At 52.3% G+C, this 25890-nt stretch carries 26 protein-coding genes; 14 read left to right on the top strand and 12 right to left on the bottom strand.

Translation table 11 applies throughout. From position 1 onward, the window contains the following. The first annotated feature begins 775 nt into the window (after positions 1-775). Together CUZ56_RS15825 and CUZ56_RS14465 are read left to right on the top strand one after the other, a co-directional pair. Positions 776-925, top strand: a complete 150-nt coding sequence (locus tag CUZ56_RS15825; RefSeq protein ID WP_162615371.1) for a hypothetical protein — start codon at positions 776-778, stop codon at positions 923-925. Positions 926-927: 2 nt separating this feature from the next. Beyond that, complete coding sequence (locus CUZ56_RS14465) at positions 928-3804, top strand: autotransporter outer membrane beta-barrel domain-containing protein (protein WP_126981119.1); 2877 nt, start codon at positions 928-930, stop codon at positions 3802-3804. A gap of 146 nt (positions 3805-3950) precedes the next feature. On the opposite strand, the gene CUZ56_RS14460 is transcribed toward CUZ56_RS14465, so the two are convergent. Next, positions 3951-4427, bottom strand: coding sequence for a retropepsin-like aspartic protease family protein (locus CUZ56_RS14460; RefSeq protein ID WP_126981118.1), 477 nt, complete (start codon positions 4425-4427; stop codon positions 3951-3953). Positions 4428-4640: 213 nt separating this feature from the next. Here CUZ56_RS14460 and modA point away from each other — a divergent pair, with 213 nt between their 5' ends. The 4 genes from modA to CUZ56_RS14440 all read left to right on the top strand — a co-directional run bounded on the left by modA (position 4641) and on the right by CUZ56_RS14440 (position 7126). After that, positions 4641-5390, top strand: a complete 750-nt coding sequence (gene modA / locus CUZ56_RS14455) for a molybdate ABC transporter substrate-binding protein (protein WP_204250921.1) — start codon at positions 4641-4643, stop codon at positions 5388-5390. 54 nt (positions 5391-5444) lie between these two features. Beyond that, positions 5445-6146, top strand: a complete 702-nt coding sequence (modB, locus tag CUZ56_RS14450) for a molybdate ABC transporter permease subunit (RefSeq protein WP_126981116.1) — start codon at positions 5445-5447, stop codon at positions 6144-6146. A gap of 14 nt (positions 6147-6160) precedes the next feature. Continuing rightward, complete coding sequence (locus CUZ56_RS14445; protein WP_239442586.1) at positions 6161-6592, top strand: winged helix-turn-helix domain-containing protein; 432 nt, start codon at positions 6161-6163, stop codon at positions 6590-6592. Between the two features lie 105 nt (positions 6593-6697). Next, entirely contained in the window at positions 6698-7126 is a 429-nt protein-coding gene (locus CUZ56_RS14440; protein WP_126981115.1) for a TOBE domain-containing protein, read from the top strand. Between the two features lie 15 nt (positions 7127-7141). On the opposite strand, the gene CUZ56_RS14435 is transcribed toward CUZ56_RS14440, so the two are convergent. Then, on the bottom strand, positions 7142-8080 hold the full coding sequence (locus CUZ56_RS14435; protein ID WP_126981114.1) for a LysR family transcriptional regulator ArgP: 939 nt from the start codon (positions 8078-8080) through the stop codon (positions 7142-7144). A 98-nt stretch (positions 8081-8178) separates the two neighbouring features. On the opposite strand from CUZ56_RS14435, the gene CUZ56_RS14430 reads away from it, so the two are divergent. Further along, positions 8179-9450, top strand: coding sequence for a D-amino acid dehydrogenase (locus CUZ56_RS14430; protein ID WP_126981113.1), 1272 nt, complete (start codon positions 8179-8181; stop codon positions 9448-9450). A 68-nt stretch (positions 9451-9518) separates the two neighbouring features. Here CUZ56_RS14430 and CUZ56_RS14425 read toward each other — a convergent pair whose 3' ends face one another. Beyond that, positions 9519-10043, bottom strand: a complete 525-nt coding sequence (locus CUZ56_RS14425; protein ID WP_126981112.1) for a DUF962 domain-containing protein — start codon at positions 10041-10043, stop codon at positions 9519-9521. Between the two features lie 397 nt (positions 10044-10440). Here CUZ56_RS14425 and CUZ56_RS14420 point away from each other — a divergent pair, with 397 nt between their 5' ends. Both CUZ56_RS14420 and CUZ56_RS14415 read left to right on the top strand, forming a co-directional pair. Continuing rightward, positions 10441-10848 carry a CidA/LrgA family protein gene (locus CUZ56_RS14420; RefSeq protein ID WP_239442575.1) on the top strand — a complete coding sequence of 136 codons (408 nt, stop codon included), beginning with the start codon at positions 10441-10443 and terminating at the stop codon, positions 10846-10848. Position 10849: 1 nt separating this feature from the next. After that, a complete protein-coding gene (locus tag CUZ56_RS14415) occupies positions 10850-11569 on the top strand; it encodes an LrgB family protein (protein ID WP_126981111.1) in 720 nt (239 codons plus the stop codon). 9 nt (positions 11570-11578) lie between these two features. On the opposite strand, the gene rsmI is transcribed toward CUZ56_RS14415, so the two are convergent. Continuing rightward, positions 11579-12499, bottom strand: a complete 921-nt coding sequence (gene rsmI, locus CUZ56_RS14410; RefSeq protein WP_126981110.1) for a 16S rRNA (cytidine(1402)-2'-O)-methyltransferase — start codon at positions 12497-12499, stop codon at positions 11579-11581. A gap of 173 nt (positions 12500-12672) precedes the next feature. Between rsmI and CUZ56_RS14405 the strand changes: the two genes are divergently transcribed. From CUZ56_RS14405 to CUZ56_RS14395, 3 genes are all read left to right on the top strand, one after another. Continuing rightward, a complete protein-coding gene (locus CUZ56_RS14405; protein ID WP_126981109.1) occupies positions 12673-13059 on the top strand; it encodes a YraN family protein in 387 nt (128 codons plus the stop codon). 38 nt (positions 13060-13097) lie between these two features. Further along, the gene (locus CUZ56_RS14400) at positions 13098-13691 is read left to right on the top strand and encodes a phosphoheptose isomerase (RefSeq protein ID WP_126981108.1); all 594 of its coding nucleotides are present in this window, start codon (positions 13098-13100) and stop codon (positions 13689-13691) included. Positions 13692-13759: 68 nt separating this feature from the next. Further along, complete coding sequence (locus CUZ56_RS14395) at positions 13760-14437, top strand: BON domain-containing protein (RefSeq protein ID WP_126981107.1); 678 nt, start codon at positions 13760-13762, stop codon at positions 14435-14437. Between the two features lie 83 nt (positions 14438-14520). Here CUZ56_RS14395 and CUZ56_RS14390 read toward each other — a convergent pair whose 3' ends face one another. The 3 genes from CUZ56_RS14390 to CUZ56_RS14380 form a co-directional block, all read right to left on the bottom strand. Continuing rightward, positions 14521-15429 carry an NAD(P)-dependent oxidoreductase gene (locus CUZ56_RS14390; RefSeq protein WP_126981106.1) on the bottom strand — a complete coding sequence of 303 codons (909 nt, stop codon included), beginning with the start codon at positions 15427-15429 and terminating at the stop codon, positions 14521-14523. 79 nt (positions 15430-15508) lie between these two features. Then, entirely contained in the window at positions 15509-16645 is a 1137-nt protein-coding gene (locus CUZ56_RS14385) for a PilT/PilU family type 4a pilus ATPase (protein WP_126981105.1), read from the bottom strand. Positions 16646-16669: 24 nt separating this feature from the next. Continuing rightward, positions 16670-17713, bottom strand: a complete 1044-nt coding sequence (locus tag CUZ56_RS14380; protein ID WP_126981104.1) for a type IV pilus twitching motility protein PilT — start codon at positions 17711-17713, stop codon at positions 16670-16672. 64 nt (positions 17714-17777) lie between these two features. Between CUZ56_RS14380 and CUZ56_RS14375 the strand changes: the two genes are divergently transcribed. Beyond that, positions 17778-18488 carry a YggS family pyridoxal phosphate-dependent enzyme gene (locus CUZ56_RS14375; RefSeq protein WP_126981103.1) on the top strand — a complete coding sequence of 237 codons (711 nt, stop codon included), beginning with the start codon at positions 17778-17780 and terminating at the stop codon, positions 18486-18488. 131 nt (positions 18489-18619) lie between these two features. Next, positions 18620-20500, top strand: a complete 1881-nt coding sequence (gene dnaG, locus CUZ56_RS14370; protein ID WP_126981102.1) for a DNA primase — start codon at positions 18620-18622, stop codon at positions 20498-20500. Between the two features lie 131 nt (positions 20501-20631). On the opposite strand, the gene CUZ56_RS14365 is transcribed toward dnaG, so the two are convergent. The 5 genes from CUZ56_RS14365 to CUZ56_RS14345 form a co-directional block, all read right to left on the bottom strand. After that, positions 20632-21060 (bottom strand): acyl-CoA thioesterase, encoded by a 429-nt coding sequence (locus tag CUZ56_RS14365; protein ID WP_126981101.1) that lies wholly within the window; start codon positions 21058-21060, stop codon positions 20632-20634. A 392-nt stretch (positions 21061-21452) separates the two neighbouring features. Then, a complete protein-coding gene (gene pmrB, locus CUZ56_RS14360) occupies positions 21453-22541 on the bottom strand; it encodes a two-component system sensor histidine kinase PmrB (RefSeq protein WP_162615370.1) in 1089 nt (362 codons plus the stop codon). After that, positions 22538-23200, bottom strand: a complete 663-nt coding sequence (gene pmrA, locus CUZ56_RS14355; protein WP_126981099.1) for a two-component system response regulator PmrA — start codon at positions 23198-23200, stop codon at positions 22538-22540. The genes pmrB and pmrA overlap by 4 nt, the downstream gene beginning before the upstream one ends. 56 nt (positions 23201-23256) lie before the next feature. After that, positions 23257-24909, bottom strand: coding sequence for a phosphoethanolamine transferase EptA (gene eptA / locus CUZ56_RS14350; protein WP_126981098.1), 1653 nt, complete (start codon positions 24907-24909; stop codon positions 23257-23259). A gap of 247 nt (positions 24910-25156) precedes the next feature. After that, the gene (locus CUZ56_RS14345) at positions 25157-25885 is read right to left on the bottom strand and encodes a phosphatase PAP2 family protein (RefSeq protein ID WP_162615369.1); all 729 of its coding nucleotides are present in this window, start codon (positions 25883-25885) and stop codon (positions 25157-25159) included. Positions 25886-25890 lie beyond the last annotated feature (5 nt).

The following is a 25890-nucleotide window of genomic DNA, read 5'->3' as shown; positions in this document are numbered from 1 at the left end:
GTGTGAAAGTAGGACATCGTCAGACTATTTATGCTACGAAAAAGCCCTCTGCTAAACACAGGGGGCTTTTTTATTGGCTAGACAGGAAGCATTACAAACATAATCCAGCACACACCAGATGCCCCCGAACTTCACCTTCCTCATCCCTCACAGGGCCACGCCTGAGGGCCTCCCAAAATTCCACACCGGACTATCTATCTTTCCTGCCTATCCACGCTTCAGCTAAGTAAGAGAAAGCTGCTGTTAACTGGCTTAATCTGCAGACTCTGCCATAAATAAACCGTCAACTTATTTGGATAATTTCGGTTAGCTGAGGTTCGTTGTAATAACCACCTCAGCTTTTGTAAAAAAGTTTATTTCTTTTTTGTGATTTAGTTCACGCTGTCTGATAGGGCATGGCATTTGTGCTGCTTATTTCTCTACAAATACTTGCCTGAAAGCCATTAATCGTTCTTTTGTTCTTTTTTTGACATTTTTGTAAATTTAAACTGACATTTGTTGTAAGCATAATTTGTAAAAAAAGACAATTTTGTTGCATGAGTGAATAGGTGCAAACATGGTGTGATTTATTGCACTGAATTTAGTTTGTTTGCGTTGAATTTATGTGTTGGAAATGCATTGCTTTGATCTGATACAAAAGCTGTTGTTAATGTGAACGGATATATCAGATAGTTGCACAAGGTGTGAAATAGTACCTAACTGAAATGACACATTTCGATTGGCAATTTTTATAATTTAAATAACGAATAAAAGATTTATGGCAAAAGATTTATGAGTGCATATTGCTCGTAATGAATTTTTAGGCGGCTCTTCGCCAGGCGCCAGTGTGGTGCCAGATGGATCTCAAGGCAAGTATCTCGGTTCTACGGAGTTTGTGACTCCTGTGGTTGAGTACGATCTGGTTTTTGAAATTTTGAGAGCGTAGACATGAAAAAACGAAACACATTGAAAGCACGCCGCAAAGAACTTTGCATTCGCATTGCCGCAGCTCTAAGCATGGGCTTGGGCAGCAGTTTCGCGGCAATGGCTGATTCGGCTTCTTGTACGGTGTCAGGAGATGGGTTGACGATTACCTGTTCAGGACAGTATTCGCCTTATGAGCAGTCCCGGCTGAATTATGAAAATGTGATTTTCAATATGACTGGTTCCTGGGGTACCAGCCCTGATATTCAGGGGGTAGGTATCTATGCCAATGGCGGTAGCCGTATTGCGCAGAATAATGTCACAATCACAACGAATGGCTCCACGGCAGATGCAATCCGTACCAATGGCATCACAACAGTCATTATTCCTGGTAAGCTGGTTATTCGCACAGAAGGGTCATCTGGAGACGGTATCAATGCGACGGTTAGAAGCGCGGCGACGGTTACAATTGGTGATGACGCAGAGATTTACTCAAAAGGTGGTGTTGCCGTACGTGCTAACCTGTCTAATATTTCAACGACCGCATCCAACAGCATTACGATAGGTACTGGTGCTATTCTTAAAACCGACGCTGCGGGGGCGAATACATCTTCTTCAACAGGGTATGCTGTTTATGCCGGGAACCGTGATCGTGAGTCAGAAACCCTGCCGCATGGAAATGCCACCGTAGTGATTGGTAATGGCAGTCAAATTACTACAGCAGGTAGCAAAGCGTATGCTGTTTATGCAAATAAAACAGGGCAAATCCAGCTTGGCAATACCACGATTGTTACGACAGGACAGCAAGCGCATGGTATTGTAACCATGGATGGAACGATTGGTCAGTGTCCTTCTTCGGGTATTTCAAGTGCGCTTTGCTTGGCTCTCGGATCTAATTTGACAAATGTTACGGACTTTGCAGGCGGTCAGGTATATTTGGCCGGTGACACTGCTATTACGGTGGATGTGAGCAAAGGCAGCTATGCCATGTATTCTTCAGGGGCGGAGTCTTTGATTACCTCCGAAACCATGGAAGGTCTCTCTGCTTCTGGCGTATATACTGTTACAGGGGATCTGGTTGCCGATAGGGAAGGCGGGATCAGGCTGAATGCAACGGCTGGGTCTGTATTCAACAGCAATGTGAATGTGGTGGGTACCACGACACCGACGGGGTTAGACAATTCGTTTATCGACCTGGTTATGAGTGGCACTCAGTTCACTGGTAATATTGATGCCAGCGTGTCAGGTGTTGCTACTTTAGATGTCATTGAAAACTCAGTGGTTGCCGGAAATATCACTGCCAACTCTGCAGGGGTAGTGAATTTCGGTGCAGACAACTCCACCTATACAGGGGATGTTACGGCATTGGATGGTGGTCGTGTGCAGATGATGCTGACCAGTGGCACGGTGTTTACCGGGGCGACGGATAAAACCAATGCGGCAACAGCGGCCAGCGTGGCTGACGGCACGATCAATATCACGATGGACGGCGCGGCTACGCATTGGCAGATGACAGCAGACTCTAACGTTAATAATCTGGTAATGACCAATGGCGCTCAGGTTTCTATTGGCGACCAGAGTGTGCTGCCGGTGACAAGTTCGAACAGGGCTGTTCTCACTGTCGACAATCTCAGTGGTGATGGCGGTATTTTTAACGCCCGTACTGAAATGTGTGACAACGAAGCTGATCGGCTGGTTATTACCAACAGCTCCAGCGGCAGCCACTATCTGCATTTTAACGATGCCAAGGCAGGTTCATATTTTGGTGTTGAAGAAGCGTTGGTGGTTGAGTTTACAGGCAGTGATGCGACACAGAACCAGGCAACGTTCAGCAGTGCCGGTGTGGACGTGGGGCCTTATGTGTATTCTCTGGAATTCAAAGCGGATAGCAACTGGTATCTGAATACCTCGACGGTAACGCCGCCGAAAACGGTTGATCCTCAGCAGCCCCAGATCATTACGCCGACACCGCCGACATTGAATAATGCCGCGGACCGTTCAGCCAACATACTGAATATCAATTACCTGCTCAACTATGCAGAAATTCAAACGCTGCTGCAGAGAATGGGTGAGTTGCGTCAGGCTCCTGGAGCACAGGGAGATGTTTGGGTCAGGGTGATGACTGGTGAAATGGATAAATTTGACGGGGTTCGCCTCTCAAGTTTTGACATGAAGTATTCGGGCGTGCAAATTGGTGTAGACCGTCAGCTTGACATTGAAGGGGCTGGCCAGGCTTATGTTGGCGTCATGGCAGGGACTTCCAAGGCGAATGCTGATTATGCCGTTGGCAGTGGTGATACCAAGAGCTACCATGTCGGTGTTTACGGCACTTACAAAGCGGATGACGGATTCTATGTCGATGGTATTGCCAAATATGTTTACATGGATAACAGCTTTAATACGCTGACCAGCAATGGTTACTATGTGGATGGCGATGGCAGCACCAAAGGGTTCACGATTGGTGTGGAGGCAGGTAAACGCTTTTACATTACCCAGCCTCAACAGGGCTGGTACCTGGAGCCTCAGGCCCAGTTGACTTTCTCGCACCAGAATGGCGCAACGATCAATTCCAGCACCGGTCTGAGAACGGATCTGGACAGCTATGATTCGACCCTGGGGCGTCTGAGTGTGATTGCTGGTTACAGCATCACCGAAGGCAAGAACCCGATTGATGTTTATATTAAAACGGGCTATGTCAGAGAGTTCAGTGGCGATACCGGGTACACCTTCAACCACTACAATCATGAGAGTTATGATTTTGGTGGCGGCTGGTGGGATAACGGTATTGGTGTGAACATGCAGATCAATGGCCGGCATAACATCTATATGGATGCAACCTATGCCAAGGGTGGCAGCTTTGATCATAAGCAGCTCAACATCGGTTACCGGTTCAGTTTCTAAGCCGCCCGGATGATATTTGCGGTAATGCAAAACGCCCTGACACTGTTCAGGGCGTTTTTATTTTGGGTTGAGGAGACTCGTTGCCTGTTTGTGGTGATGGTTTGTGCAGGACTATGGTGATTGAAATGTGCAGTCAGAAGGAGTCATCAGCGTTCAAAACGGATGATGCCTTCCGTTTGTGTCATGTGCAGTTTCCCGATGACATCCATGCCTAGCAATGCCTGTCCGGAATGGTCTGGCAACACCCCCATGCGCAGGTTGTCCATCTGTACCCCGCCTTCCAGGTTAAGGTTACCGCGTACCACGTTGTTTCTTGTCGTGCCATTGGCGGTATTGAAGGTGACGCGCCCCACCACAGGCAGTTGGGCTTTTTCTGCCAGACTCTGCGGAATGGATGTCATGCTGGCCCCGGTATCAATCAAAAAGGTAATCTGATGACCGTTGATGTCACCGCTCCAGTGGTAATGGCCGTCCCGCGCACGCTTGATTTCGATGACGTTATCTGTAACGGAAAAGCTGGATTTGTTTTGTGCAGATTCAAACCATAAAACAGCTAAAAAGACAGCGGTACCGATAAGCAGCCAGATAATGACCAGCTTAAATGTGCGTGGAAGCTCATTCATATTAAAAAGTATAAGGGCTAAAAGCGGAAAGCTTTATTTTCGCTGAATTTTGTGCGAAATAGTTTCTTGTTAAAAAGCACTATTTTTTTTAAAAATCAATACGCCAAAAGGATTAGTTTTTCCTATGCAAACGGTGGATTTACGTCCGTTATGTTCGTCCGTATATTACGATATGATAGTATAGATGTATCAATTTTAATTATGGGGGATAGCATGCGTTCTAAATTTGCCCGTCTGATTGCAGCCGTATTGTTGCTGTGCTCATCCCATCTGGCTTTTGCCCAGGAGCTGATTGTTTCAGCGGCGGCCAGCCTGAGCAATGCATTCAAGGATGTGGGAGAGGCTTTCGAGAAGCAGAATCCGGGTGTCAAGGTTACTTTCAATTTTGCCGCTTCCGGCGTATTGTTGCGCCAGATTGAGCAGGGGGCGCCGGTTGATGTGTTCGCCAGTGCTGACCAGGCAACAATGGACCGGGCAAAAGATCTGATTGCAGATAGCACCCGTTTTGATTTTGCACGCAACACACTGGTTCTGATTGTTCCTGCGGGCGCCACACAGCAGCCAGCCAAACTGGAAGATCTGAAGGAAAGCGCATATCGCACGATTGCTGTCGGTACTCCCAGCAGTGTGCCGGCAGGCAATTACACGCAACAGGTCATGCAAAAAGAGCAACTGTGGAGCGTTTTGGAACCTAAGTTTGTGTTTGGTGAAAATGTGCGTCAGGTTTTGCAGTATGTATCGCGGAAAGAGGCTGATGCAGGGTTTGTGTACGGTACCGATGCAGCTTTGAGCGCCAATGAGGTGACTGTTGCGCTGGTGGTGTCTACCGAAAGTGCCATTACATACCCGATGGCCCAGATCAAAGCGTCTGATAAGCCTGAACTGGCCGGAAAGTTTATGCAGTTTGTCGTGAGTGAAGACGGACAGAAAATTCTGGCACGTTACGGTTTTGTTTCACCTTGACAGATTGTGATAAGCAGGAGGGTTGAGCCGTTGCCCTGCTTAGTTAGGTAGCAAATGAACAATGTAGTTTCGGCTTCTTTGCTTGAAAGTCTTTCACCTCTGTGGTTGTCAGTACAGGTAGCGGTTGCTGCAACCGTACTGGCAAGCATACTGGGGGTGGGGTGCGCCTTGCTGATGGCCAGAAAGAATTTTAAAGGCAAGGAGCTGCTGGATACGTTGTTCATTTTGCCCATGGTGTTGCCGCCTACCGTTATGGGGTACTACCTGATTGTGCTGCTGGGCCGCAGCAGTGCAGTAGGGGGGTGGTTTGAGCAGACGCTGGGCATTCGCTTTATGTTTACCCTGAAGGGGGCGATTGTGGCAGCGACGGTGGTGGCTTTTCCGCTGGTTTATAAATCGGCGCGGGCTGCGTTTGAAGAGATTGCAGAGGAATACATTGAGGCTGCGCGCAGCCTGGGTGCCAGAAATTGGTCAATCTTCTGGCGTATCAGTCTGCCTTTGGCTATGCGCGGCATTATGGCCGGCGTGATGCTGGCCCTGGCGCGGGCGTTGGGTGAGTTTGGTGCAACGCTGATGATTGCCGGCAATATGCCGGGGAAAACTCAAACACTCTCAATTGCCATTTATCAAGCGGTACAGGACGGAAAAGATACGCAGGCCTGGATTCTGACAGCAATTGTGTGTGTGGTGTGTATTGCGATTTTGTTGTCAATTGGTTCGCTTTTGCGTAAGCAGGTGGTTGCGAGGATGACATGAGGGGAGACTGCAAAATGAAGAATACGCAGGATGCAATACCGGAAATGGAAGTGCAGGACGTGCTGGAGAAGGCCAAATCAAAGCGGCGCTCCAAACCGGAGACACCCGTCAAAGTGCGCTGGCGCATGCGTGTTTTATACGGAGACCTGATCGCCATTGGCCCGGGCAAAGTATCTTTGCTGGAGGCGGTGCGTGACTATGGGTCCATTACCGCAGCGGCAAAAAGCCTGGGAATGTCGTACCGGCGGGCCTGGCTGTTGTTAAATGATATCAACAGCGCATTGGCGAGCCCGGCCATTGTCTCAAGCCACGGTGGTGCCAGTGGGGGGACCAGCCAACTGACAGAGGTTGGAGAGCAGGTGATTGCGCTGTATCGCCAGATAGAACAGCAGGCATCGGCTGCCAATCAAAAAGAGTTGAGCCAGTTGTTGGGTTTGTTGAAATGATTCAGGGATGGCATTGTTGTTTTTGCCGGAGTTCTGGTCAATCTGAAGTAGGATGATACTGTTGCTGAAGCGGCAATCTTATTTTTGAATGAAAGAGGATTCAACATGAAAACCAGTGCACGTAATTGTTTTGAAGGAACCGTGGTTCAGGTGAAGCGGGGCGCGGTCAATGACGAGGTAGAGCTGGAGGTTGGCCATGGCATCAAGATTACGGCCATTATTACCCACGAAAGCACAGAAAAGCTGGGCGTCAAAACAGGGGTAAAAGCGTTTGCGCTGGTTAAGGCATCGTTTGTGATTGTCGCAACAGATATACAAGGGGTGAAACTGTCAACACGCAACTGCCTGGCCGGCAATGTTACCCAGGTGGAGCCGGGGGCAGTCAATTCTGAAGTGGTCATCGACCTTGGCAATGGGTGTTTGATCACCGCCATTATTACCAACCAGAGCTGCAAAAATATGGGCTTGAAGGCCGGGGTATCCGCTACGGCGATATTCAAGGCTTCCAGTGTGATTCTGGGTGTGGCTTCGTGACGGCTCTATAACTGCTTAATCAGACGGGGTGTCTGTTCTGAGGGTGTTATTCAGCGCGCTGGCGGCGTATTGGGTCAGCGCCTTGGTCAGTATTTGAAGCAGATCGGATTCCAGGCCCCAGCAGTGCCAGTACAGTGATATTTCAACGCTGCAGCCTGGCAGCAGGCGAGTCAGTGTGCCTTGTTGTATCAGGTCATGTACCAGAATCTGGGGGACGACGGAAGCTCCCCAGCCTGCCAGTACCGCCCTGACCTGTGCTTCAGAGGAAGGGACATAAATCTGCTTGAGTGCAATATGCCTGAGCCCTAATGCTTTGGCAACCAGATATTGCTGCATATCGTCTTTGCGGTTGAAGGCGACAAATGGAAGTTCACGGATGCGAAGAGAAAAAGGTTGCCCTTCCAGCTTGCGCGCCACCATCTCGGGCGTGGCCACAGCAACATAAGTCATGGAGCCCAGGCGGATCATCTGGCAGCCGCGCAAAGGCTCCGGTTGCGTGGTCACGCACCCGAGAACCTGTCCCTGGCGCAGCCATTCGTGCGTAAAGTCCTGGTCATCGGTAATGATCTCCAGTGCAATGCCGCGCTCAATGACAGGCTGCAGCGCCGGCAGTGCCCAGGTGGCAATGCTGTCGGCATTGATTGCAATGGATATGCGGGCCTGCTCAATGTTGCCCAGGTGGGTGCTGGGTGCGAGTTCCTGCAGGTCATGGGTCAGGTCGGCCCGTAACAGGCGCTGCTGGCGCGCGTAACGCAGCAGCAGGCTGCCGGCCTGTGTCGGCTGTAAAGGGCGGTTGCGCACGATCAGCACCGTGCCAATGCGGGATTCCAGCGCCTTGAGTCGTTGCGAAACGGCAGACTGGGTAATGTCCAGCCGTTGTGCGGCACGTTCAAAGCTGCCTTCTTCTACCAGGGCAACCAGGCATTCCAGTGCATCCGGATCGATAAAACTCATGTATTAGATTAACTGATGGAAGATGAAATACTTTAATCCATCTTCATTTTTCTGTCAGCGTGCCAGATACTGTGCTTTTTCCTGGCAGGAGTATTTCCATGAAGGTGGTCGTTTTAGGCGCAGGCGTTATCGGTACTTTGACAGCCTGGTATCTGCTGGAGCATGGGCATGAAGTCATCATCATTGACCGCGCCAGCGCGGCGGCCATGGAAACTTCGTACGCCAATGGGGCCCAGATTTCCGTTTGTTACTGCGAGCCCTGGGCCAATCCGGCTGCACCGCTCAAGTTGCTGAAATGGTTGCCCCGTGATGATGCGCCGTTGCTGTTCCGGCTCAAACTCGACCCGCATCAATGGTCCTGGGGGCTGAGGTTTTTATCCCAGTGTACGGGATCAGCATTTGACCGCAATGTGCGACAACTGGTGGCTTTGGGGCAGTACAGCCATGCGGCGTTTCACGAGGTATTTGCCAAAACAGGGATTGAGTGCAACCGTGAGGAAAAGGGAATTTTGCATTTTTTTACGTCACAGCAGGCCATGGATAACGGCAGCCATGAAGCCGCGGTAATGCAGCGTTATGGCGTCAAGCGCGATGTCATCAGCCGCGAGGCGGTGTTGCAGGTGGAACCTGCTTTACAGAGCTTTGCCGAGCATATTGTGGGAGGCACTTATACACCGGAGGATGAATCCGGCGATGCTTTTGTGTTTGCCCAAAAACTGATGAAACAGTGTCTGGCGCGTGGTGCCACTGCACTGTTTCAAACCGATATTCTGGGGTTTGAGTGTCATGGTGCGGGGGTGACAAGAGTGCAGGTCAAAGACCAGAACACAGGGGAAGCCAGCACCATCAAGGCAGATGCTTATGTTGCGGCACTGGGGTCTTTTACAGCGCCTTTGTTGCGCCGTATCGGCATATATCTGCCGATCTATCCGACAAAAGGTTATTCCGCAACCATGCGCCTGAAGCAGCCGGAAAAGGCCAGTTCTGTCAGTATGCTGGATGACGATTTTAAAATTGCCATTTCGCGTCTGGGTGACAGCATACGCATTGCCGGCACGGCAGAAACTGCCGGGTATGACACCTCATTAAACTCCTCTGTTTCCAAGGTGCGCTGCAAAATGCTTGTGGAGCGGTATGAGCAGTTGTTCCCTGGCGTGGCGGATACGACAGAACCGAATTTCTGGGCCGGGCTGCGGCCTTCCACACCCAGCAATGTTCCGATCATGGGCCGCAGTAAATATGGCAACCTGTGGATCAACAGCGGACATGGGTCATTGGGGTGGACGCACAGCGCAGGTTCAGGCCGCGCGGTGGCGGAACTGATCAGCGGCAAAAAGCCGGATCTGGCATTCCGGTTTTGTGGTGTTTGATGGCGCCCCGTGTATGATGCAAGCTGGTGCAAGCACAGCGCCATACAGCCTTGTGTAAAAGGAGCCTGTTAGTCTGATTGCACATTGACCATATCGCGCACATAAGACGTGCCGACACGGGTTTCAATGGCCGCACATAAGGGATGGAAAAATCCCAGGTGCCGCATGAGCTCGGCTGTAGCAAACAAGGGAGCTGCCAGCAGTGTAGGGAACTGGAAGCGGAACAGAAAATAGTTGCCTTCGTACCAGTGCCCCAGCCGATGCAGCAGGTAGCCCAGTAACAGCACAATGCTGCCGCTGATAAGGCCCAGCCATGAGTAAAACAACTGTCCGGCACAAAACAGCACGGCAATCAGAACGCTGGTCACCAGCCCAAGATAACCGGCAAAATAAACATAAAAGCCTGTAATACCAAGTAACAGTAATGCACCCGCAGGAGCAGGCCAGCTTGGCCATTGCCACAGCAGGGGGCTGAGCAGCCATCCCATGGCCAGCATCATGATGGGAATGCAGATGGTATGCAACAGGATATTGCGCTGGTCACGGTGTAGCGCAGCATATTGCATCAAAGCGGTAGGAGGCTGTGCGTGCATGATGGGGTTGCGCTTTCTGTGTATCAAAAAAAGAATGTATACATTACTTATATGCCAGTATGGTACAAAAATCAATCATTAAAAATGAGATAAATCATTTTTCCCGTAATGGCATCGCATGTATTTTGTGATAACGGTAAAAGTTAACGTTTTGGCGTAGCGCGGCTGGCGCTGTACAACAGTGCGTGTTCAGAGTGATTGTTGAATAAAAACAATGTATTTTTGATAAAAAAGTCGAATGGTTTTGCGCTGTAGCCACATGGTTGCAAGGGTATTGAATAAGGGTGGAGGGCATGGTGTTTGAGTTGCCGGCAGGCGGTAACTTGCGGTGAGATAAATTGCATGTTAAGGTACTAGGCCGTTTTTATTTTGATAAAAGAAAAAGGACTGTTCCGATATGCGGCCCATGCTTCCCCTGAAAGGGTTTACTTTTCTGCTGGTGTTTCAATGCCTTGGCGAGCTGATATCGCGTTTGTTGCATTGGCCGATCCCCGGGCCGGTGCTTGGCATGCTGCTGCTGGTGCCGTGCTTATCATTTCTGTCTGTCCGCGAGCCTGTGGAGTCGTGTGCCAACTTTCTCATATCGCACCTGTCGCTGCTTTTTCTGCCGATCAGTGTCGGTGTGTTGACGCAACTGCCTTTGCTGCAGGAGTACAGCATTCGCATTCTGCTGGTGCTGTTCATTTCGTGTGCTTTGGGTTTGCTGGCCACCGGATGTTTGCTGGCCTGGTGGTTACCTTCTGAAGAACGGTCAAAAGAGGCATTGGCAGCAGTTCAGGAACAGAAAACCCAGGAAGAGGCATGACATGACAGATAATTTTCAGGATTTTTGGGTGTACCTTTCTTCCACGCCATTGATGGGGTTGACGCTGACGTTGATTGCGTATTTGATGGCCTACAGCTTTTATACGTGGCGGCGCTATGCACCATGGGCGACACCGCTGGTATGGGCCACTTTGCTGATTATTGCGGTACTGCTGCTGTCCAACACCAGCTATACCACTTACTTTGAAGGGGCGCAGTTCATTCATTTTCTGCTGGGGCCTTCGGTGGTTGCGATGGGGCTGCTGCTGTGGTTGCGCTGGGCTGATCTGAAAAAGCAAATGTGGCCATTGTTGGGGGCTTCGCTGATTGGTGGCGCCGTTGCCGTGATCTCGGTGGTGCTGCTGGCATGGGCTTTCGGGCTGCCGCCGAAAATCATTCTGTCACTGGCGCCCAAATCGATGACAACATCTGTGGCGATGGGGGTGGCGGAAAAAATCGGCGGTGAAATTTCTCTGGTGGCGGTTTTTACCATTATCACCGGTGTGATGGGCGCTTTGATGGGGCCGCTGCTGTTCAAGCTGGCACGGATCAAATCGGATGCGGCGCGCGGTTTTGCCCTGGGGACCGCCAGTCACGGCATCGGAACGGCCAGCGCTTTTCAGATCAGCCCCACGGCAGCAGCTTATGCCGCGCTGGCTGTAGGGGTGCAGTCCGTTTTAGGTGCGGTACTGATACCGCTGATATACCACGGGTTTTTTTAATGTAATAAATTAAGTATCGGCGTGCGGATTGCTTTTTTTAAGCTGTAGTGCGCGTTCATACAGTTTGTTTTTGGGCTGGCCGGTTAAGCGTGCAATCAACTGTGCCGCGGCTTTGGTTGGCATATGTGCCAGTGCCAGCGTCAATGCGTCGTCGTGTGCTTCCGCATCAGATGCGGTTTCGGCAGCAGGCGGATGAATGATGCAGACAAACTCGCCCTTTTTGTGTTCGGGGCGTTGTTGCAGCCAGGTGGGCAGATTTTCTGCCGGGTATGTGACAATCTGCTCAAACTGTTTGGTCAGCTCGCGCGCCAGTGTGACGGCGCGGGCAGGGGCTAGTCGGGCTAGTTCCTGTACCAGCGTTTCGATGCGGTGCGGCGCTTCCAGCAGCACAACAGCATGGGGTAAAGCGATCAGTTCTGCCAAACAGTGCTGGCGTTCCTGGGCTTTGGTGGGTAAAAACCCATGAAATAAAACATCACCCTCTGTGATGCCTGCGGCCGACAGTGCAGTAATGACGCTGCTGGCACCTGGCAGCGCGACGATACGCAGGCCGGCATGGCTGACTGCGGCCACTGCACGGGCGCCAGGGTCTGAAATGGCCGGGGTGCCGGCATCGGTCACCAGGGCAATGCGTTCTCCTTGTTGCAGGCGGCGCAGGAGTTCAGCGGTGGCATGCTGTTCATTGTGCTGGTGCAGCGCAAACAGTGTTTTGGAGGTAATGCCGTAATGGCTGAGCAACAGGCGTGTGTTGCGTGTGTCTTCGCAGGCAATGGCATCTGCCAGTTGCAGCACATGAAGGGCCCTGAACGTGATGTCTGCCAGATTACCGATGGGGGTTGGCACAAGGTATAAAGTAGCATCCGGATAGTTTTGTGTGCCGGCAATCTGGCTGGCCGCTTCCAGCAGGATGTCATGTGAATAAGCGCTCATGGTCGATTTTGTGCGAGCTGGCATCAAATAATTGCAATACAGCCATTGTATCGGGATCAGGTGCACGGCATCTGTAGCGGGCTGGTGTTGCCTGCTGAACTTTAAGACCAATCCGGATTCATAGTATCATAGCGTCAGCAGGGCAGTTTTTGCCCGGGAATGTGTAAAGAACCATGTTTTGGCATAGGGCTGCTAAAGGATCTGGCGCGTGTGCGGAGGATGCCGCGTTGCGTTACCTGAAAAAACAGAACATGAGTCTGCTGGCCCGTAACTTTCAGCCTGCCGGACGTGGCATGGCTGATCTGGACCTGGTGATGCAGGAGCGTGACGGGACCGTGGTATTTGTAGAGGTGCGGTTGCGTACGCATACCGGTTTTGGCGGGGCCGGCGAAAGTATTTCTGCTCAGAAACAGCGCCGGCTGATTCAGGCGGCACGGTATTTTCTGATGCGCTACCGTACTGTGCCTGCCGCCAGGTTTGATGTGGTGGCGTTTGAAGACGAGGCGCTGGCTCAGCCCTTATGGTTGAGAAGTGCTTTTGAAGTGAGGGATAATGGCTAGATTGCAGGCGTATGCTTTGATAAGGAATTGGAAATAACATGCTTGAGCAACGTATTCAACAGGCTTTTTTTGAAAGTGCAGATCTGAAGTACCAGACTGCGGAGCAACTGGCGCCGATTATTGCCAGCGGGGTGTCGATCATTGTCGATGCACTGACCAATGGCGGCAAAATTCTGGTGTGTGGTAACGGCGGGTCAGCCGCGGATGCGCAGCATTTTGCGGCGGAATTCACTGGCCGCTTTGAGCGTGAACGCCCCGGGCTGGCTGCGGTTGCGCTCAATACCGATACATCTGCACTGACGGCCATCGGCAACGACTATGGTTTTGATGTGGTGTTTTCCCGCCAGGTGCAGGCGCTGGGCAACCCGGGCGATGTGTTGCTGGGCATCAGCACCAGCGGCAATTCGCCCAATGTGATGAAAGCGATTGAAGCAGCACACCAGCGGGAGATGACGGTGATTGCCCTGACGGGTAAAGGTGGCGGCAAGATGCTGGATATGGTGCAGGAGACTGATCTGCATATCACGGTACCGCATAACCGCACGGCCAGAATTCAGGAGCTGCATATTCTGATCTTGCACTGCCTGTGCGAAGGCGTTGATAATGTGCTGCTGGGAGCAGACACTGTCTGAAAATGACGGGTGTTTTATGATTGTAGGGTGTTTGTACACCGGGTGAGAACCAACAGGCGAGGTGAATAATGCAAAATAAGGATAAACAGAATAACTGGTCAAGACGTGCGCTGATGCTGGCAGGACTGGCTGGCGCCACAGTGACGTTGACAGGATGCCCGGTGCTGTTTGTCGGCGGGATCGGTGCCGGTGTCATGTCGGCGGTAGACCGCCGTTCCTCAGGCGCACAGATTGACGACCAGACCATTGAATTGCGTGCCAAGCAGGACTTGTCTTCCATGCTGGGGGCGGATAAGGCGCATATCAATGTCACCAGTTTCAACCGTCAGGTTCTGCTGACTGGCGAAGTGGGCAGTTCAGATGACAAAATTGTGGCTGAAGAAACTGTGCGGCGTGTTGCCAATGTGCGCAGCGTGGTGAATGCACTGGCGGTGGGGCCGGTGACATCATTGCGGGTGCGTACCGATGATTCCATGCTCACTGGTAAAGTGAAGACGGCTTTGGCGAATGTGGAGAATCTTTCTTCCGGGCACATCAAAGTGGTGACCGAGCGCTCTGTGGTGTATCTGATGGGGCTTGTGACCATGCGTGAGGCACAGCTTGCCAGCGAAAAAGCGGCAACTGTGGTGGGCGTTCAGAAAGTTGTGCGTGTATTTGAGATTATTTCTGAAGAAGACCTCATGAAAATAGATGCCCAAAGCAGTCCGACAGAGAATATTGGCGAGCCCACTGAAATCCGCCCTTAAGGGCGTTAGGGCACCTTTGTTTACACGACGGGCTGACTTGGGTCTGTGCGGGATAAAAAGATGTCATCAGCCTGGCTGTTTGGTCAGGCTGATTTGTTTTTGTCGTTCAGCAGTCGGATCAGTGCCGAGGTGTCCTGCCGGTTGCCGCCCATGGCCTGTACACTGGCATAAAACTGATCTACCAGCGCAGTAACCGGCAGACGCGCCCCGGTGCGCTTGGCCATCTCCATGGCCAGCCCCAGGTCTTTGCGCATCCAGTCTACGGCAAAACCAAAATCAAAGCGGTTTTCCACCATGGACGGGCCACGGTTTTCCATCTGCCAACTGCTGGCGGCACCTTTGCCGATGACATCCAGCACCAGGGGCATGTCCAGCCCGGCTTTTTGACCGAAGGCAATGGCTTCGGCCAGGGCCTGAACCATTCCGGCCAGACAGATCTGGTTGACCATTTTGGCCAACTGGCCGCTGCCGTGAGGGCCAATCAATGTGAATGCCCGCGCATAAGCCATGACGACCGGTTTAACGCGCTCAAAAACAGCGGATTCACCTCCTGCCATGATGGTCAGAACACCGTTTTCTGCACCCGACTGCCCGCCTGAAACTGGCGCATCCATAAAATGCAATTGCTTTTGACTGGCCACCTGAGCCAGTTCACGGGCCACATCGGCCGATGCGGTAGTATGGTCGACATAAATGCTGCCGGGCTTCATGGCGGCAAAAGCGCCATGCTCGCCCAGTGTGACGGAGCGTAAATCGTCATCATTGCCAACGCAACTGAATACAAAGTCTGCACCGAGAGCCGCCTGTGCCGGCGTTGGTGCACTGCGCGCGCCGGGGTTCTGCTCGACCCAGGCCTGTGCTTTGCTGCCGGTCCGGTTATAAACGGTGACATGGTGGCCTGCGCGTTGCAGATGCGAGGCCATGGGGAACCCCATGACCCCTAGACCGATAAAGGCCACCGTATGCTTTGTCTTGGAAGATGTTTCAGGCATGAAATGGCCCCCTTGCGTATGCATTCATTTAACCCAGTGATCCCAGTTATAAATGCATACGCTGTATCGTATCAGGCGATTACGCTTTAATCCCCAGAGACAGTGGTGTTGCTGCAAGTTCCTGACGCGCACGGTCACTGTTGAGCTTGATCTGCAAGCGCAGGTCGTTGACCGAGTCTGCGTTGCGCAAGGCATCTTCGTAAGTGATCTCGTTGCCTTCATACAGGTCATACAGCGAGTGGTCAAATGTCTGCATGCCGGTGTCACGGCTGCGTTTCATGACCTCCTTCATTTCAGCGACTTCACCCTTGGTGATCAGGTCGGCAATCAGCGGCGAGTTCAGCATGATTTCAATGGCAGCCACACGGCCCTTGCCGGTTTGTCTTGGAATCAGGCGCTGGGAAATCAGGCCGCGCAGGTTCAGCGAGAGGTCTGTCAGCAACTGAGGGTGTGCCTCATCCGGGAAGAATTTGATGATGCGCTCAATGGCCTGGTTGGCGTTATTGGCGTGCAGGGTCGCCAGACACAGGTGGCCGGTTTCAGAGAAATTCAGCGCCAGTTCCATGGCATCACGGTTACGGATTTCACCCATCAGCACCACATCAGGGGCTTGCCGCAAGGCATTCATCAGTGCGGCATCCCATGATTCGGTGTCCAGCCCGATTTCGCGCTGCGTCACAATGCAGTTTTTGTGTTTGTGCACAAACTCGATCGGGTCTTCCACGGTAATGATATGCCCGCTGCTGTTTTCGTTGCGCCAGTCCAGCATGGCGGCCATGGAGGTCGATTTACCGGAACCGGTACCGCCCACCACAATGATCAGGCCGCGCTTGGACATGGACATTTCTTTGAGAATTTGCGGTAACTGAAGCTGGTCAATGGTGGGGACTTCGCTTGGAATCACACGAAAGACCATGCCCACAGAGCCGCGCTGCAAAAATGCATTGACGCGAAAACGTCCGATATCCGGCGGGGAGATGGCAAAGTTACATTCCCTGGTGCGCTCAAATTCTGCGACCTGATGGTCGTTCATGATTGAACGCGCCAGCGCTGCGGTGTGCTGTGCAGTCAGTGCCTGCTCAGAAACTTTAAAAATCTTTCCATCCACTTTCAGTGCCGGCGGAAAGCTTTCGGTGATGAACAGATCCGACCCGTTACGTGCAATCAGCAGGTGCAACAAGTCAAAAATAAATTTGGAGGCTTGTGAACGTTCCATAATGCAATAAAACCCTTGTTGCAGTTAAACAGGGAAGTTGTCCGGATGCTGTGCTTTGGAGTGTGCGGTGGCTTTGCTGATGCTGCCACGGCGAACCATTTCTGCCAGGTTCTGGTCCAGTGTCTGCATGCCAAAACCGGTGCTGGTCTGCATGGTGGAGTAAATCTGAGCCAGTTTGTTTTCACGGATCAAGTTACGTACCGCAGAGGTTCCCAGCAGGATTTCATGGGCGGCAACACGGCCAGCATTGTCTTTGGTTTTACACAATGTCTGCGAAATAATGCCCTGTACAGACTCTGAAAGCATGGTTCGCACCATGTCTTTTTCAGCCGCGGGGAACACGTCCACAATACGGTCGATGGTTTTGGGTGCGCTGGATGTGTGCAGCGTGCCAAACACCAAGTGCCCGGTTTCAGCAGCAGTCAGTGCCAGCCGGATGGTTTCCAAGTCACGCAACTCGCCTACCAGAATGCAGTCCGGGTCTTCACGCAGCGCAGAGCGCAGCGCCATGCTGAAAGAATGGGTCTGTGGGCCGACTTCACGCTGGTTGATCAGGCATTTTTTGGACTCGTGCACAAACTCGATCGGGTCTTCAATGGTCAGAATGTGGCCATACTCGTTTTCATTGTAGTGGTTGACCATCGCTGCCAGTGTGGTCGATTTGCCGGAACCGGTCGGGCCGGTTACCAGCACCAGGCCACGCGGCTTCAGGCTCAGTGATTCAAAGATTTTGGGGCAGTTCAGCTCTTCCAACGTCATGATCTTGTTGGGAATGGTACGGAATGCTGCTGCTGCGCCGCGGTTCTGGTTGTACGCATTGACACGAAAACGCGCCAAACCTGCAATCGAGAAGGAAAAGTCAATTTCCAGGTTTTCTTCATAGGTTTTGCGCTGCGAATCATTCATGATGTCATACACCATGTCGTGCACAGCCTGGTGTTCCATTACCGGGACGTTCAGGCGACGGATGTCCCCGTTCACGCGGATCATCGGCGGCAGGCCAGCGGAAAGGTGTAAGTCAGATGCTTTGTTTTTGACGGTAAACGCCAGTAATTGTGTAATATCCATACCAGAATGATTCCCTCATGAAGTACAGTGACTGTATGCTATCACTTATTTGATTTTCACGATTATGAGCGATATTCCCTTACAGTTACATCATATTCAACAACGAATTGCTCGGGCATGCGCTCAGGCCGGCCGCTCTGCCGATCAGGTGCAGCTTCTTGCAGTGTCCAAAACATTTGGCACTGATGCGATCGCACAGGCCATTGCGGCAGGACAATTGGCATTTGGCGAGAACTATGTCACAGAAGCTGTGACCAAGATCCAACACTTTATGTCGCATGCGCCCTCTTTGCAGTGGCATATGATCGGACCTCTACAGTCTAACAAAACCCGGGCCGTTGCACAGCATTTTCAGTGGGTACATTCGGTGGATCGGATGAAAATTGCACGCAGATTGAGCGAGCAGCGGCCGGATTCACTGGATGACCTGCAGGTATGCCTGGAGGTTAACGTCAGCGCAGAACAGAGCAAAAGCGGTGTGATGCCGGAGGAAGTCGCGGCCATGGCCGCAGAAATTGTGCGCCTGCCCAAGCTGAAACTGCGCGGGCTGATGTGCATTCCTGAGCCCAGCACAGACCCTGTTGCGCAGCGCCAGCCGTTTGCGCTGCTGCGTGAGCTGCTGCATGACCTGCAGCGGGCAGGCCATGCGGTGGATACGCTGTCCATGGGCATGAGCGATGACCTGGAGGCCGCCATTCAGGAAGGCGCAACCATTGTGCGGGTGGGGCGCGCTATTTTCGGGCAGAGGGATTACGGGCAAAAGGTTAAAATATGACAGGTGGGAAGTCCCCAGGCGCATCCCGATCATGGGGTTCAAAATCTCATCTGCTTGAAAACACTGCCATAGCAGGTGGTTTGCCAACAGTGCCGCAATAGTTGCAAATTAAAGACAGGTTCATCGTATTCATGGCAATTCCTCATGGTTTTATTCAGGATATTCTGGCCCGGGCCGACATTGTGGATGTCGTCGGGCGCTATGTCACCCTGAAAAAAACGGGGGCTAACTTTAAAGGGTGTTGCCCGTTTCATAACGAGAAAACCCCCAGCTTCATTGTCAGTCCGGTACGGCAGACCTACCATTGCTTTGGCTGCGGTGTGCATGGGGATGCGCTCCGGTTTCTGATGGAGCATAACGGACTGGGGTTTGTGGAAGCCGTCAAAGATCTGGCACAGCAATTGGGCCTCAAGGTTCCGGAAGAGGATGTGAGCCCCAGAGAAAAAGCATTGGCGGAGCAGCGTAAGGCCAAACAGACACAGCTCACGGATCTGCTTGCCCGGGCGGCACACTATTGGCAGGCCGCGTTAAAGAAAGACCGGCGGGCATCGGATTATGTTCAGCGCAGAGGGCTGAGTCAGGAAGTGGTCAATCGCTTTGGCTTGGGTTATGCGCCGATGGGCTGGCAGGGGCTATCGGAAGTATTTTCGAATTACGATGACCCGGCACTGGTAGAGGGTGGCCTGGTGATTGTGCACGAAGCGGGCGGTGTATCGGGGCAGGAAGAGGGGCGCCGTTATGACCGTTTCCGTGACCGGATCATGTTTCCTATTCGCAATGTGAAAGGCGAAGTGATCGGTTTTGGCGGACGGGTACTGGATAAAGGGGAGCCGAAATACCTGAACTCTCCTGAAACGCCGGTATTTCTCAAAGGGCATGAGCTTTATGGCCTGTTTGAGGCGCGCAGCGATATCCGCCAGTATGGTTATCTGCTTGTGACCGAAGGGTATATGGATGTGGTGGCTTTGGCGCAGCATGGGTTTTCCAATGCGGTGGCAACGCTGGGCACGGCCTGTACGCCGGACCATTTGCAGAAAATATTCAAATTTACGGACAGTGTGGTATTCAGTTTTGATGGTGATGCTGCCGGCCGCAAAGCGGCTCGGCGTGCGCTGGAAGCCGCGCTGCTGCACGCCAAAGATACGCGCAGCATTAAATTCCTGTTTTTGCCGCAGGAGCATGACCCGGATTCGTTCATCCGGGAACACGGGCATGATGCATTTGCGCAATATGTGGCGCAGGCAATGCCCCTGTCAGGCTTTTTGCTTGAAACCATGCAGGAAGGATGTGATTTGACCACGCCGGAAGGCCGTGCCCGCATGCTGGCACAGGCGCTTCCGCTTTGGAGCCAGTTGCCTGCCGATGGCGCTTTGAAGTTGCAGTTGTTGGCGCAAATTGCCCAGGTGGCCCAGATGAGTGTGGAAAATCTGCAGGGGCTTTGGGCCAGGCAGGCGGAAGAGGCACCCAGACCAGGGCCCGCCAATGGCATGCCGGATGATGCGCGCTGGGGCGATTCGGCACCCTATGCGGGGAACACACCGGCATTCCGTTCTGCAACAGGCCATGCCCCCGCAAAAACAAGGCAGCCATGGCGGCCGTACAAGGCAAATGATTCAAGGCGCGAACCGGCCATGCCGCGGCTTGCACGCGCGCCGCTGACGCCGGTAGAGCATGGCATCCGTATTTTGCTGGTGCACAGTCAGTGGTGGGAGCATGTTTCGACTGCCGATCAGGAGTCGCTGTGCAGTCAGCCTGGCTGGCACGGGGCTTTTTTCAGTTGGCTGGAGCGCATTGTGATGGACCGCGGCCCAGTGAGCTGGGCGGTGTTATCGGAGGCGGCCCGTACAGAGCCCTGGTATGACATGATGATGAGCCTGATGGATGGTGTTGTGGCAGGCATTGAAATGCAGCCCGAAGAACTGCAACTGTGCCTGGCCAAAATGCGCAGCGCCAGTCAGCGTGAAGAAAGTGCGCGCATATTGCAGCAGTTTAAAACAGGCCGAAGGTCATAGATTTTCTTGTCACTGCTTTCCCGCTTGGCGTTTATCGGCTTTCTATATGACAGCCCGGCATAGAAAAAATGGATGTGTTTAAAAAGACGGTAGTCTTTGCCGGGCAGTCCTAGAGGGAAAGCCGCAGGGAATCAGACGCGATGCTGTAAAACAGGCCGGGGCTGTCCGTTTTTGTCCATAGCCACGTAAGTGATGGTTGCTTCGGTGACTTTAACCGGGGTGTCCATGAAATTCTCGTCATTCCATGCATAGGCGGTGACTTCAATGGTGATGGACGTGTTGCCGATTTTGATGATTTCGGCATAAAAGCTCAGCAGATCGCCAACACCAACCGGGTGTTTGAATACCAGTGAATTGACAGCCACGGTGACCATTTTGCGGTCATTGGCGGCGCGGCAGGCCAGCGCGGCACCGGCCAGGTCCATTTGGGCCATCAGCCAGCCACCGAAAATGTCGCCGTTGGAATTGCAGTCAGCCGGCATGGGAACCACGCGCAGCACCAGTTCTTTGTAACCGGGAATGGCTTTCAGGGGGGCGGGGAATTGTGTATCAGTGTTCATGAACAGGTTTACCTTATTGATTGTCTCGCTGTCTGCTGAAAAATTTTTATAGGCCAGCCGGGTATAAAACGGCGCGGCGCAAGCAGGCATGTGTGTCAAAAAACTTTTTTATTATGCCACCAGGGCGTGTTAACACAAAATATAGGAGTGCGAAAGAATGTTCAGGCAGATGATCAGCAAGGCAAACCGAGTGCCGTGTAGTAAATCTACACAAACGAGGGTTAACACCGCTGGGCGCTGCCTGAGCATCTTTCCCTTCGGGCAGCCATCAGCCAATAGCGTATGCTTTGTCGCACCCTGCAATGAATAGCACCGCTATTCATATTGGTTGCTTCGCGCATCCATCTATGTCTGATGAGCAGCGCATTTCCTATATTTTGTGTTAACACGCCCTAATGGCTATTGTGTTTGCGCGCGGATGGCAAAGGGAAACTCACTGTGACATGCAGCCCCGAGCGATCGCTGCGGTTCTCAATGGTGAGTGTTCCCTGGTGTACCTGCACAATTCGTGTGACGATGTTGAGCCCCAGTCCATGCCCTTGGGATGTTTTATCAAGCCGGGTAAAGCGCTGGGTTAATACGGAAACTTTATCCTGCGGAACGCCCGGCCCTTCATCAAGAACTTCCAGTGCTACTGTGCTTGGGGTTTGTGTGACTCTGACAATGGCACGTTGCCCGTCCGGGGCATAACGGCGGGCGTTTTCCAGCAGGTTGCGCAGCAGGGTATAAATCAGCCCGGAATCTCCGGTGATATACGCATGCGTCGGAATTTGCCATTCAATGGGGTAGGGCGATGTCGGGTCTTCTTCCCATTCCATCCGGGTGGGTGCGATGACATCGTCCACCAGATCAATACGCACGCCGTTGCCTTCCAGCAGTTTCTGGCCGGCACGGGCCAGGTGCAGTAACTGCTCTATGGAAATCATCATCTGGTCAATGCGGGCAATCAGCAGATCAGCCTGGGGAACATGCTGTTGCGACAAAAGCTCCAGGTTCAGCCGCAGCCCTGCAAGAGGTGTTCTCAACTCGTGAGCCACATCGGCGGTGAAACGGCGTTCGTTCTCGAACCCGCTTTCAAGGCGTTCCAGCAGGTGGTTAATGGCCTGAACAAAGGCATTGATTTCAGAGGAGGCGTGCAAAATGGCAAGCGGCTCCAGGTTATAGGGGTTTTTGTCCTCAATCTGCTCGCGGAGTTGTTGCAACGGGCGGGTCAGTCGTGAGACGGCAATGAAAATAAGGACCAGGGCGACTAAGATGGTGACAATGGCAGGCAGAAACAGCGCGGCAATGGTTTCCTTGATTTCGTGCTGAATATCGGCGTCAATTTCCTGGATACTTTCAGCGTCTGTCTCCAGTGCATGCTGTACCAGCAGTTCAATCTGTTCGCGGCTTTCATACCAGACCCAGCTGATGCTGATGGCCTGCGTGGTCAACAGTATCAGGCCGATAGCCAGCAGGAGTTTGCCACGCAATGATTTCAAAGGGTATCCTCCAGGCGGTATCCGACGCCCCTTACGGTGGTGATGGAGTCCTTCCCGAGCTTTTGGCGTAAATGGTGAATGTAGACTTCCAGCGTGTTGGAGCCCAGGTTGTCATGCCACGAGTAGATGTCCTGCTGAAGTATTTCACGTGCAACAGCCTGCCCTTTTTTCAGCATCAGGCGTGACAAAATGGCAAATTCGCGTGCCGTGAGATCCAGCCGGTTGCCATGTAAGGTCACCTGCCGATTGGCCAGGTCCAGCGCGATGTTGCCAACGTTGATGAGATTGTCGCTTTGGTTTTGGTGCCGTCTGATAATCGCTCGCAGACGGGCGAAAAGTTCCACCAGTTCAAAAGGCTTGATCAGATAGTCGTCTGCGCCGGCATCGAGTCCCTGCACACGGTCTTCCAGTGCATCACGCGCGGTGATGATCATGACCGGGGTTTCTATTTTCTGGTTGCGCCATTGCCTGAGCAGCGATAATCCATCGGTATCAGGCAGGCCCAGGTCCAGCAGAATGGCGCTGTATTGCTGGGACAGAATGTGCCGGTTGGCCTGGCTTGCATTGCTGGTTGCATCGCAGGCATAGTGTTGTTGCGCCAGCGCTTCTGTTAACCCGCTACGCAGCAGAGAGTCATCTTCGACAATGAGTACTTTCATGGTGTCTGAGGCATGGACCGCGGACGTTAAGGGACATACTTGCTGTTCCATGCTGATTATCTCCGACATTCTGAAAAGAGATCAAGTTCGGGTTTGTATTCCACTGTAGAGACATGCATGGCGCCGAGCATGGTATGAAATAGGTTGTCATGCGAGTATTCTTTATCGCGTGCATTTTGCTGCATGCACGCCAGGTCAATGCGGCGCTTTTGCATGAATTCGTCAGATGACCAGAAGATCATCGGCACATGGGTCTGCTCACTGGGGGCAATCATGTAGGGAGCAGAGTGCAGATACATGCCGCTTTCGCCCAGCGATTCGCCATGGTCGGAAACATAGAGCATGCCGGTTTCGTAGCGGTCTTCATAACCTTTGAGCAGTTCAATGGTCTGGTTCAGCATGTAATCGGTATACACAATGGTGTTGTCGTATGTATTGACCAGCGATTCTTTGGAGCAGCCCTGAATCTGGTTGGTATCACACGGAGGTGTGAATTGCCCGGGCATGGCTGGCGGATAGCGGCGGTAATAGCTGGGGCCGTGACTGCCGATGGTGTGCAGCACAATGAAAATGTCACCGTTTTTCTGCTCGGCAATGTATTGGCTGACGTTGTCAAGCAGGTGCTCGTCATAACAAAGGCCTTCCGGGCAATCTTCGGACGGGGTAAATGCAGCGATCGGAACTGAGAGGGGCAGGCGGTTGCATACGTCCTGGCAGCCGGTGTTGTTTTCGTTCCATAAGACGGAGATGCCTGCTCTGGACAATATGTCGACAAGATTTTCCTGCCGGTCGGCAAGGTCCGACGAGTAATTGACGCGTGCCATGTTGGAAAACATGCAGGGAACCGATGTGGCCGTGGCAGTACCGCAGGATGATGTGTGCTGGAAGGCAAGCAGGTTATTCTGCTGTGACAGCAAGGGGTTGGTATTGCGTTCATAACCAAATAAGGAGAAGTTTGCAGCTCTTGCGGTTTCTCCGACCACCAGGACAAACAGTGTTGGTTTATGTGCGCCTTCATCAGGGAAAACCTGTTTGGCATCCAGCCCAATCTGCAGCAAGGGCTGATTGGCCCGGATGGTTTGTTTGGCGAAGGCGTAAGAGCCATGAATGAAGTTGGTTGGTGCGATCAGTTTGACAATGTCTTTGTTGTTACGGAAAAAAGAGGCATAGTCCTTGTACATGGGCACAGCGGTAATGCCAATAAGAGCAACGGCTGCGGCCATGCCAAATATCCTGATTGCAATGCCACGCAGTGCAGAGCGGGCCGGGGTGATGCGTACTTTCCAGACAAGAATGGCAGGGAGTATGCCCAGCAGGGTGAACCACAGCAGGAATTGCGGGGTGATCAGTGCCAGCGTTTCATGTGCATTGGTCCGTGAAACATTGCGTATCATTTCCCGGTCAATGTAAATGCCGTAGCTGATGGAAAAGTAATTCGCCCCTGCGCTGATCAGCAGCAAAACGATGAGCAGCGGTTTTGTCAGCGGGCGCCATAACAGCACCGAAAAGAAAAGAATAAAAAAGCAGACAAAAAAGGTGAGCAGCGATGCCAGAAAAAGTATGTTTTGCATTGAATCCAATGCAGTGAGCTCCAGTGCCTTTTTCCAGAATGCAATATTTTCAAATGAAGCAAAGAAAAGGGCGGCGATGATGATCAGCGTACTTTCTTTGACAGCAAACTTGTGTGAGGTGTCTTTTGTGTTGCCCATGAGGTTTTCTAATGAGAAATCTAGTAATAGGGCAGCAGTCTAGAGAGCCAACATTAATAAAACCTTAAGCGTGTTTTCATCATGGGGATTACAGGAACATGGCATAGGCAGAACGGGAGAAAGGGGCCGCCGGTCATGGCTGTGTTGAAGCGGTTTTTATATCCGTGTGCAGGTGACGCGATAAAGAAAAGGGCCTGATTGAAGGCCCTTGTTTTTTGGAAAGCGGATGAAAGCGGATCACAGTGGTTTAAATTCCGGCAGTCGGTATGGCCGGATGGGTAACCGGAGGCGGTGCGTTTGCGCTGTTGGGTGGCGTAAATATCCAGCGGTCCCAGCAAAGGCTGGCTATCCATACCATCACAACCGCCAGTGCGCATGACGTGATCAGGTCTGAGGGCCAGTGCATGCCTAAAATCAGGCGGCTGGCTTCCACGCCCATGGCCCACAGCAGCGTCAGTGTAATGGGCAGATAGGCCTTTTTGCGCCATAACAGGAGCAACATGGTCAATGCCCACTGTGCGGCAAACAGGGTATGCCCTGATGGGAACGAATAGCCGGTGTTGCTTGCCCAGTATTCCTGCTGCCATTCGGACACCTGCTCATCCGGGATGTCCTGCTGCGAGACAAATGCGCTTTTATGGGGCAGGTCATAGAAGTGGTCAGCCTCTTGGATATAACCGTTTTTTTCCAGCCAGACGACATAGGGCCTGGGGGCATCTGTCACTTCTTTGGCAATGGACTTGATGGCCAGGCCGGCCAATGTTGTGACCAGAAGAATGATAAATAAAAGCAGGCTTTTTTTGAGCGGCAGCTTCAGGTACCAGAACAGAACAGCGCAAAAAAGAATGGCAATGACGCCATTTGCGCTTTGGCTGAACAAGGCAAACGGGTACAGGTAGGTCGCAGGTATTTTGGCCGGGTCCCATTGCCAGCCAAAGAGCAGCACCGCACAGGGGACACTCAATAAGATGAGCATCCCGA

The organism is Saezia sanguinis, assembly GCF_003991585.1.
GTDB classification, from domain to species: Bacteria; Pseudomonadota; Gammaproteobacteria; order Burkholderiales; family Burkholderiaceae_C; genus Saezia; species Saezia sanguinis.
This window is presented reverse-complemented; position numbering and strand designations above follow the sequence as displayed.

What these genes read in the sequence shown, in the direction of transcription:
- CUZ56_RS14400 (WP_126981108.1), top strand. Translation starts at nt 13,098, where the DNA reads ATGCTTGAGCAACGTATTCAACAGGCTTTTTTTGAAAGTGCAGATCTG.
- CUZ56_RS14415 (WP_126981111.1), top strand. Translation starts at nt 10,850, where the DNA reads ATGACAGATAATTTTCAGGATTTTTGGGTGTACCTTTCTTCCACGCCA.
- CUZ56_RS14375 (WP_126981103.1), top strand. Translation starts at nt 17,778, where the DNA reads ATGAGCGATATTCCCTTACAGTTACATCATATTCAACAACGAATTGCT.
- CUZ56_RS14420 (WP_239442575.1), top strand. Translation starts at nt 10,441, where the DNA reads ATGCGGCCCATGCTTCCCCTGAAAGGGTTTACTTTTCTGCTGGTGTTT.
- rsmI (WP_126981110.1), bottom strand. Translation starts at nt 12,499, where the DNA reads ATGAGCGCTTATTCACATGACATCCTGCTGGAAGCGGCCAGCCAGATT.
- CUZ56_RS14390 (WP_126981106.1), bottom strand. Translation starts at nt 15,429, where the DNA reads ATGCCTGAAACATCTTCCAAGACAAAGCATACGGTGGCCTTTATCGGT.
- dnaG (WP_126981102.1), top strand. Translation starts at nt 18,620, where the DNA reads ATGGCAATTCCTCATGGTTTTATTCAGGATATTCTGGCCCGGGCCGAC.
- CUZ56_RS14435 (WP_126981114.1), bottom strand. Translation starts at nt 8,080, where the DNA reads ATGAGTTTTATCGATCCGGATGCACTGGAATGCCTGGTTGCCCTGGTA.
- CUZ56_RS14380 (WP_126981104.1), bottom strand. Translation starts at nt 17,713, where the DNA reads ATGGATATTACACAATTACTGGCGTTTACCGTCAAAAACAAAGCATCT.
- pmrA (WP_126981099.1), bottom strand. Translation starts at nt 23,200, where the DNA reads ATGAAAGTACTCATTGTCGAAGATGACTCTCTGCTGCGTAGCGGGTTA.
- eptA (WP_126981098.1), bottom strand. Translation starts at nt 24,909, where the DNA reads ATGGGCAACACAAAAGACACCTCACACAAGTTTGCTGTCAAAGAAAGT.
- CUZ56_RS14445 (WP_239442586.1), top strand. Translation starts at nt 6,161, where the DNA reads ATGAAGAATACGCAGGATGCAATACCGGAAATGGAAGTGCAGGACGTG.
- CUZ56_RS14395 (WP_126981107.1), top strand. Translation starts at nt 13,760, where the DNA reads ATGCAAAATAAGGATAAACAGAATAACTGGTCAAGACGTGCGCTGATG.
- CUZ56_RS14365 (WP_126981101.1), bottom strand. Translation starts at nt 21,060, where the DNA reads ATGAACACTGATACACAATTCCCCGCCCCCCTGAAAGCCATTCCCGGT.
- modA (WP_204250921.1), top strand. Translation starts at nt 4,641, where the DNA reads ATGCGTTCTAAATTTGCCCGTCTGATTGCAGCCGTATTGTTGCTGTGC.
- CUZ56_RS14425 (WP_126981112.1), bottom strand. Translation starts at nt 10,043, where the DNA reads ATGCACGCACAGCCTCCTACCGCTTTGATGCAATATGCTGCGCTACAC.
- modB (WP_126981116.1), top strand. Translation starts at nt 5,445, where the DNA reads ATGAACAATGTAGTTTCGGCTTCTTTGCTTGAAAGTCTTTCACCTCTG.
- CUZ56_RS14460 (WP_126981118.1), bottom strand. Translation starts at nt 4,427, where the DNA reads ATGAATGAGCTTCCACGCACATTTAAGCTGGTCATTATCTGGCTGCTT.
- CUZ56_RS14385 (WP_126981105.1), bottom strand. Translation starts at nt 16,645, where the DNA reads ATGGAACGTTCACAAGCCTCCAAATTTATTTTTGACTTGTTGCACCTG.
- CUZ56_RS14405 (WP_126981109.1), top strand. Translation starts at nt 12,673, where the DNA reads ATGTTTTGGCATAGGGCTGCTAAAGGATCTGGCGCGTGTGCGGAGGAT.
- CUZ56_RS14465 (WP_126981119.1), top strand. Translation starts at nt 928, where the DNA reads ATGAAAAAACGAAACACATTGAAAGCACGCCGCAAAGAACTTTGCATT.
- CUZ56_RS14345 (WP_162615369.1), bottom strand. Translation starts at nt 25,885, where the DNA reads ATGCTCATCTTATTGAGTGTCCCCTGTGCGGTGCTGCTCTTTGGCTGG.
- CUZ56_RS14440 (WP_126981115.1), top strand. Translation starts at nt 6,698, where the DNA reads ATGAAAACCAGTGCACGTAATTGTTTTGAAGGAACCGTGGTTCAGGTG.
- CUZ56_RS14430 (WP_126981113.1), top strand. Translation starts at nt 8,179, where the DNA reads ATGAAGGTGGTCGTTTTAGGCGCAGGCGTTATCGGTACTTTGACAGCC.